The organism is Stenotrophomonas sp. PS02297 (assembly GCF_029959705.1).
Classification (GTDB): domain Bacteria; phylum Pseudomonadota; class Gammaproteobacteria; order Xanthomonadales; family Xanthomonadaceae; genus Stenotrophomonas; species Stenotrophomonas nitritireducens.
Genome location: NZ_JASCOS010000147.1, coordinates 1 through 7,716, shown reverse-complemented (window position 1 = coordinate 7,716; position 7,716 = coordinate 1). Strand labels below are relative to the sequence as shown.

Annotated in this window: 5 protein-coding genes and 1 pseudogene; 5 read left to right on the top strand and 1 reads right to left on the bottom strand. The window is 69.0% G+C overall.

The window, feature by feature from the left end:
- From sucB to QMX80_RS17405, 3 genes are all read left to right on the top strand, one after another.
- The coding region (sucB, locus tag QMX80_RS17415) for a dihydrolipoyllysine-residue succinyltransferase (protein WP_282278434.1) at positions 1-940 on the top strand (940 nt) is incomplete at its 5' end.
- Between the two features lie 130 nt (positions 941-1,070).
- Positions 1,071-2,507 carry a dihydrolipoyl dehydrogenase gene (gene lpdA, locus QMX80_RS17410; RefSeq protein ID WP_055764777.1) on the top strand — a complete coding sequence of 479 codons (1,437 nt, stop codon included), beginning with the start codon at positions 1,071-1,073 and terminating at the stop codon, positions 2,505-2,507.
- A gap of 123 nt (positions 2,508-2,630) precedes the next feature.
- Entirely contained in the window at positions 2,631-3,224 is a 594-nt protein-coding gene (locus QMX80_RS17405) for a TIGR00730 family Rossman fold protein (RefSeq protein WP_282278433.1), read from the top strand.
- Between the two features lie 277 nt (positions 3,225-3,501).
- On the opposite strand, the gene QMX80_RS17400 is transcribed toward QMX80_RS17405, so the two are convergent.
- A complete protein-coding gene (locus QMX80_RS17400; protein WP_282278432.1) occupies positions 3,502-6,414 on the bottom strand; it encodes an EAL domain-containing protein in 2,913 nt (970 codons plus the stop codon).
- Between the two features lie 160 nt (positions 6,415-6,574).
- On the opposite strand from QMX80_RS17400, the gene QMX80_RS17395 reads away from it, so the two are divergent.
- Entirely contained in the window at positions 6,575-7,132 is a 558-nt protein-coding gene (locus QMX80_RS17395) for an RNA polymerase sigma factor (protein ID WP_055764773.1), read from the top strand.
- A pseudogene (locus tag QMX80_RS17390) lies at positions 7,129-7,716 on the top strand (hypothetical protein); the annotation flags it as partial. The gene QMX80_RS17395 and the pseudogene QMX80_RS17390, both read left to right, overlap by 4 nt.

Below are 7,716 nucleotides of genomic sequence, written 5' to 3'. Positions count from 1 at the left end.
GGCCCCGGCTGCCGCCGAAGCACCGAAGGCCGCTGCAGCGGCTCCGGCCGCCGCTGCCGCCGCACCGGCCCCGGCCGCCAAGTCGGCCGCCGACGGCCTGCCCCCGGGCGCCCGCTTCTCGGCCATCACCGAAGGCGTGAACCCGGCCGATGTCGCCGGCACCGGCCGCCATGGCGCGGTGACCAAGGAAGACATCGTCAACTTCGCCCGCAACGGCGGCGTCGGCAAGGCCGGCGGCGCGCGTCCGGAAGAACGCGTGCCGATGACCCGCATGCGCAAGCGCATCGCCGAGCGCCTGATGCAGTCCAAGGAATCCATCGCCATGCTGACTTCGTTCAACGAAGTCAACCTGGCCAAGGTTTCGGCCGCGCGCAAGGAACTGCAGGACGAATTCCAGAAGGCGCACGGCATCAAGCTGGGCTTCATGAGCTTCTTCGTGAAGGCCGCGGCCAACGCGCTGCAGCGCTTCCCGCTGGTCAACGCCTCGGTCGACGGCGACGACATCATCTACCACGGCTATTCGGACATCTCCATCGCCGTGTCCACCGACAAGGGCCTGGTGACGCCGGTGCTGCGCAACGTCGAGCGCATGTCCTTCGCCGACATCGAGCAGGGCATCGCCGATTACGCCAAGAAGGCGCGCGACGGCAAGCTGTCGCTGGACGACCTGCAGGGCGGCACCTTCACCGTGACCAACGGCGGCACCTTCGGCTCGCTGATGTCCACCCCGATCGTCAACCCGCCGCAGAGCGCCATCCTCGGCATGCACACGATCAAGGAGCGCCCGATCGCCGAGAACGGCCAGGTCGTGATCGCGCCGATGATGTACATCGCCCTGTCCTACGACCACCGCATCATCGATGGCAAGGACGCGGTGCAGTTCCTGGTGGACATCAAGAACCAGCTGGAAAACCCGGGCCGCATGCTGTTCGGCCTGTAAGACCCCGCCGGACCCCTCCTTCACCGGAGGGGTTCGTCGCTCCGGGGCCGGCCCAGCGCCCGCCCCTTCCCCGGCGCCCCGCGCCAGCGGCTTCGCCCCGAAGCCGAAGGAAAGCACCAAGGAACCTCAAATGGCTGAACAATTCGACGTCGTCGTCATCGGTGCCGGCCCGGCCGGTTACCACGCCGCCATCCGCGCCGCCCAGCTGGGCCTGAAGACCGCCTGCATCGACGCGGCGCTGGGCAAGGACGGCAAGCCGGCGCTGGGCGGCACCTGCCTGCGCGTGGGCTGCATCCCGTCCAAGGCGCTGCTGGATTCCTCGCGCCAGTACTGGAACATGGGCCACATCTTTGGCGACCATGGCATCAGCTTCAAGGACGCCAAGATGGACGTCGAGAAGATGGTCGGCCGCAAGGACGCCATCGTGAAGCAGTTCACCGGCGGCATCGCCCAGCTGTTCAAGGCCAACAAGGTCGCCGCCTACTACGGCTTCGGCCAGCTGCAGGCCGGCAACATCGTCAAGGTCAAGCAGCATGACGGCAGCGAAGTCGAGCTGAAGGGCACCAACGTCATCATCGCCGCCGGTTCGGATTCGATCGAACTGCCGTTCGCCAAGTTCGACGGCGAGACCATCGTCGACAACGTCGGCGCGCTGGACTTCGCCGAAGTGCCGGGCCGCCTGGCGGTGATCGGCGCCGGCGTGATCGGCCTGGAACTGGGCAGCGTGTGGAAGCGCCTGGGCGCCGACGTCACCATCCTCGAGGCGATGCCGGAGTTCCTGGCCGCCGCCGACGCCGAAGTGGCCAAGGTCGCCGCGCGCGAGTTCAAGAAGCAGGGCCTGGACATCAAGCTCGGCGCCAAGGTCAGCAAGACCGAAGTGACCGGCAAGGGCAAGAAGAAGGAAGTGGTGGTCACCTACACCGACGGTGAAGGCGAGAAGACCCTGACCGTCGACAAGCTGCTGGTGGCCGTTGGCCGCCGCGCCGCCAGCAAGGGCCTGCTGGCCGACGGCACCGGCGTGCAGCTCAACGAGCGTGGCCAGATCGTGGTCGACGACCATTGCCACACCGGCGTCGACGGCGTGTGGGCGGTGGGCGACTGCGTGCGCGGCCCGATGCTGGCGCACAAGGGCTTCGAGGAAGGCATCGCGGTGGCCGAGCTGATCGCCGGCCTGCCGGGCCACGTCAACTTCGACACCATCCCGTGGGTGATCTACACCGAACCGGAACTGGCCTGGGTCGGCAAGACCGAAGCCCAGCTCAAGGCCGAGGGCATCCCGTACAAGGCCGGCAGCTTCCCGTTCGCCGCCAACGGCCGCGCCGTGGCGATGATGGAGCCGGCCGGTTTCGTGAAGGTGCTGGCCCATGCCGAGACCGACCGCGTGCTGGGCATGCACCTGGTCGGCGCCAACGTCTCCGAACTGGTGCACGAAGGCGTGCTGACCATGGAGTTCAGCGGCTCGGCCGACGACCTGGCCCGCATCTGCCACGCCCACCCGTCGCTGTCGGAAGTCATCCACGACGCGGCGATGGCGGTCAGCAAGCGCGCCATCCACAAGGCCAACTGAGCGACACCGGCCTGAACGAGAAGGCTCCGCCCCGGCGGAGCCTTCTTGCTTTTGCACTCCCCTGATCGCGTCCCTGTTCATCGGCGTGATCCGCCTACCTCCTTCCCTCCACCAGGAACGAACATGAAGTCCATCTGCGTCTACTGCGGCTCCAATCCCGGCGCCAAACCCGTCTATATCGAGCGCGCCACCGAACTGGGCCGGCGCATCGCCGCCGAGGGCCTGCGCCTGGTCTATGGCGGCGGCCGCACCGGATTGATGGGCGCGGTGGCCGATGGCGTGCTGGCCACCGGCGGCGAGGTCACCGGCGTGATCCCGCAGCACCTGGTGGACATGGAAGTCGCGCACCAGGGCGTGACCACGCTGGAGGTCGTCGGCTCCATGCACGAACGCAAGTCGCGCATGTTCGACCTGTCCGATGCCTTCGTCGCCCTGCCCGGCGGCTTCGGTACCGCCGAGGAGATCTTCGAGATGCTGACCTGGCGCCAGCTCGGCATCGGCAAGAAGCCCTGCGCCTTCCTCGACATCGACGGCTTCTATGCGCAGCTGATCGGCATGATCGACCACATGGTGGAAGAACGCTTCCTGCACCCGGAGCAGCGCCAGGACCTGTGGTACGGGGACGATGCGGAGCGGATGCTGGCGTGGATGCGCGCGTATTCGCCGGCGCAGGCGGACAAGTGGTTCGACGAGAAGCTGCGCGCCGCGTTGCGGTAAGTCACCGGCGCGTAGCGACGCGGCAGGCTCCATGGCGCCCCCTTGCCAGCGGGGCGCGGTTCGACGAGAAGCTGAGCGCCGCATTGCGGCAAGCCACTGGCGCGTGGCGACCTGCAGACTCCATGGCGCCCCGTTGCCAACAGGGCGCAGCTGGACGAAACGCTACGGGCCGCGTTGCCTTGGCGCGGGCGACTCGGACTGCGAACGCCTGATCCAGCGCGCCGGGCCGCCCGCGACCTGCATCGTTCCTGCATCGCTCCACGCGGGAGCATGCTTCTCACGCATTCTTCTGCAGCGTCGCCTCGCGCGGCAGCGGATAGCCGAGCAGATAGCCCTGGCCAAAATTGCAGCCCATCTCGAACAGGGCACGCAGTTGGCGTTCGTCCTCCACGCCCTCGCCGATGGTCTCGATCCCCAGCGTGCGCGCCAGCGACACCACCCCTTCGACCAGCGCCTGGGTGCTCTTGCCGTTGTCGGCATGCAGGCCGGCCACGAAGCTGCGGTCGATCTTCAGCGCGCTGATCGGAAACCGGTGCAGGTACGACAGCGCCGAATAGCCGGTACCGAAATCGTCCAGCTGCACCACGATGCCGCTCTCGCGCAGCTGGTGCAGGGTGCGCAGCGTACGCGGGGCATCCTCCAGCAGCGCCATTTCCGTGATTTCCACCCGCAACCGGCCCGGATCGGCGCCGGCCGCATCCAGCAGGCCAAGCAGGCGCGCGGCGAACTCCGATGAGCGGAAGTGGCGCGGCGACACGTTCACCGAGATATAGCCCGAAGCCGTACCCGCCAGGTCGCGGACCACCTGTTCGTAGATCAGCCAATCCACCTGCTCGATCAGGCCGCTCTCCTCGCCCAGCGAAATGAACTCGCCCGGCAGCAGCAGCCCCCTGCCCTCGTGTTGCCAGCGCAACAGCGCCTCGTGGCCGACCACGCCGCCGTCGGCCAGCGACACGATCGGCTGGTAGAACGGCAGGAAGTCGTTGTTGATGATGGCCCGGCGCAGGTCCGCCTCCAGTTCCAGGCTCTGCAGCGACTGCTCGCGCATCGCCTCGTCGAACACCACGCAGCGGTCCTGGCCCATGCCCTTGGCCCGGTACATGGCGGCATCGGCGTCGCGCAGCAGCTCGGCGCCGGAGGTGTAGCGCAGGTTCCACAATGCGATGCCGATGCTGCCCGACGGGAACAGCTCGCGCCCGTCCACCCACATCGAGTGCTCCAGCGAACGCAGCAGGCGTCGTCCGACCTCCATCGCCGCCTCGGCACCGTCGCAGCGCACCAGCAGCGCGAATTCGTCGCCGCCCAGGCGCGCCACCACGTCGTCGCTGCGCAGCATGCCGACCAGGCGCTGCGCCACTTCCACCAGCATGCGGTCGCCGGCGGCATGGCCGATGCTGTCGTTGACCCACTTGAAACGGTCCAGGTCCAGGAACAGCAGCGCGAACATCGGGCCCACGCCCAGCTGCGCGTGCTCGATGGCTTCTTCCAGCTTCTCCAGCAACTGCAGGCGATTGGGCAGGCCGGTCAGCACGTCGTGCATCGCCAGGTGGGTCAGGCGCTGCTCCACGCGCATGCGCTCGCCGATCTGCGCCAGCAGCTTCTGGTTGACCTCGCCCAGTTCGCGGGTGCGCTCGGCCACGCGCCGCTCCAGCTCGGCGTGCGCCTGCAGCAGCCGGTTGCGGTCGCGCTGGCGCGCCAGGCTGTTGCCGATGTTGCGCGCCACGAACGCGAGCAGCCGCTGGTCGTGCGCGGTGAACGCGACCTGCGGGTTGTAGCTCTGCACCGCGATCACGCCCACCACCTCGTCGTCGCTGAACAGGGGAACGCCCAGCCAGCACTGCGATTTGGCGCCGAACTCGCGCACCTCGCCGCGCGCGATCAGCCGGTCGATCTCCGCGCGCGTGACCAGCAGCGGCTGGCCGCTGCGGATGGTGTACTCGGTCAGTCCGCCGCTGAAGGAGCGCGAGGCGCGCACCCGATTGAATTCATCCACCGAGTAGACGAAATCCAGCCCGTCGCCCTGCTCGTTCACCAGGGCGATGTAGAAATTGCTGGCGTCCAGCAGGCCACCGATCACCCGGTGCACTTCGGCATGGAACTCGGCCTGGCTGCCGCAGCTCATCGCCAGTTCGGAGACAGTGAACAAGGCCGCCTGCAGCGCTTCGGCGCGGCGCCGCTCCTGGATCTCGTCCTGCAGGCTGGCGTTGGCCCGCTCCAGTTCCAGCGTGCGCCGCTGCACGTGCTGCTCCAGCTGCACGTGCGCCTGGCGCCGGTCCATCGCGGTCAGGATGTGCTTGGCCAGGAAATTGAGGACGGCGCGGTCCTCGTCCCCGTACTGCACGCCGGTCTCGTAACTCTGCACCACGATCGCGCCGCACACGGTGCTGTCGCGCCACATCGGCACGCCCAGCCAGTCGGCACTGTCCGGCCCGCTGTGCAACGAATGCTGCTGGTCCAGCACCTGCAGCAGTTCGCGCGACGGGCCGTGCATCGTCTTGCCCCTGCGCAGCACGGCGAAGGTCAGGCTGCCCTGCATTTCCTCGAAGTGGAAGCGCCGCTCCGGAGGCGGCGCGAAGTTGTCCAGCGTGTCGGCGAAATACAGGAAGCGCAGGCTGCCCTGGTGCTCGTCGCATTCGACGATGTAGCAGTTGTCCGCATACATCAACGTGCACAGGATGCGATGGAACTGGGCCAGCATCTGCGGCATTTCCAGGTCGCTGCCCGCCAGGTCGGCGATCTCGAACAGGGCGCGCTGCAGGCGCTTGGCGCGCTCGAGCTGTTCGATCTGCACGCCCTGCCGCAGCGACACCAGCACCGCCGCGACCAGCGCATGCGCCGTGCCCAGCCAGGCCTGCCGCTGCGCTGCCGAGAAGGCGGGATCGGCCTCGGCCAGCACCACGATGCGTGCGCCACCGTCGCCGTCGGTCCAGCTCTCCATCAACGGCTGCCGCAGGCCATCGGGCAGCGGCGCTCCGGCCAGCAGCCCACGCACCACCTCGCGCAGCGCCTCGGCTCCCTGGCTGACGCAGTCGCCCTGGCCGAGTACGGCATCGTCCCAGGCCAGCGCCACGGTGCTGTCGCCCGGGAGCAGGCCATGCAGCGTCGCCACCACGCGGTTGGCGGGCGAATCGGTGTCCACGCGTCCGTTACCGGCATGCACGTCGGATTGGCTGTGCGACATGATCTCCATGTTTTTTCCGGGTTCCGGTGGTCCGGAACTCCCCCCTGTCGCGCAGCATAACGCCGCAGCGCCGGCTCCGATGCACACGCCTCGACATTTCCTGAACGTCGCCCGGTCCGCGCCCGGACATGACTAGGCAGTGGCGTGGGCAACGCTTAGGCTGCGGCACGTGGATACCGCCGTCCAAGCTCCGACCGACGAAGCGCTGATGCTGGCCTACGCCGAAGGCGATGGCGAAGCGTTCGCCGAGCTGTACGCGCGCCATCGCGCGCGGCTGTTCCACTACCTGCTGGGCCAGCTGCGCGACCGCTCGCTGGCCGAGGAGCTGTTCCAGGACGTGTGGCAGCGGCTGGTCCACGCCCGTTCGGGCTGGAAACCGGAAGCGGCCTTCGCTACCTGGCTGTTCCGCATCGCCCATAACCGCCTGAACGACCATTGGCGCGCCGCTCGGCACCGGCCCGCGGCGCCGGACGATGCCGAGCAGCGCACCGCGCGCCTGGCCGACACCTGCACCCCGGAACTGCTGGCCGACGAGCAGGCGCAACGGCTGCGGCTGCGCCAGGCGATGGCCGAACTGCCGCAGGAACAGCAGGAAGTCCTCATCCTGCGCCTGGAACAGGAACTGAGCCTGGAGGAGATCGGGCAGATCACCGGCGTGGGCCGGGAAACCGTCAAGTCGCGGCTGCGCTATGCGATGGACAAGCTGCGCGCGAGGTTGAGCGAATGAACAGGTCCGAGCCACTGACCCCCGAAGAACGCGAACTGGCGCGGCTGCTGGGACGCCCCGCCGCGGACCTGGTACCGTCGGCGCGGATCGACGCGGCCATCGCCGCGCTCGTACGCGAACCGGCCGCATCGACGCCGGCGCCCCGGCCTTCCGCGCCTCCGACGCCCTTCACCGTCGGCACCACACCGGCCCGGCGTGGCCGCCGCCGTGGGCTGGTGTCGTCGCTGGCCGCCGCCGCGTCGCTGGTCCTGGTCGTCGGTCTGGCCTGGCAACTGCGGCCCATGCCGCCGTCGGCTCCGGTGCCCGCCCCAGCGGCCGCAACCGCGGCCGCGCCGGAAGCGCCGGCAGCGGTCTCCGCACCCGATGCGGCAGTACCGGCGTCGCCATCGGCCGCCACGGCGCGGCCGGCTCCGCCACCGCCCGTTGCACCGGTACAGGCCGAGGTCGCACGTCCCTCCCGTATGCAGGAACCGGCACCGGCCGCCGTGCCCGCCCCCTCGCCCGCGCGTGCGGCGGTCGCTCCAGCGCCGCCGCCCCCCCCCCCGGCGCCGGCCCCCGACACATTGGAACCCGCCCCCATGGCC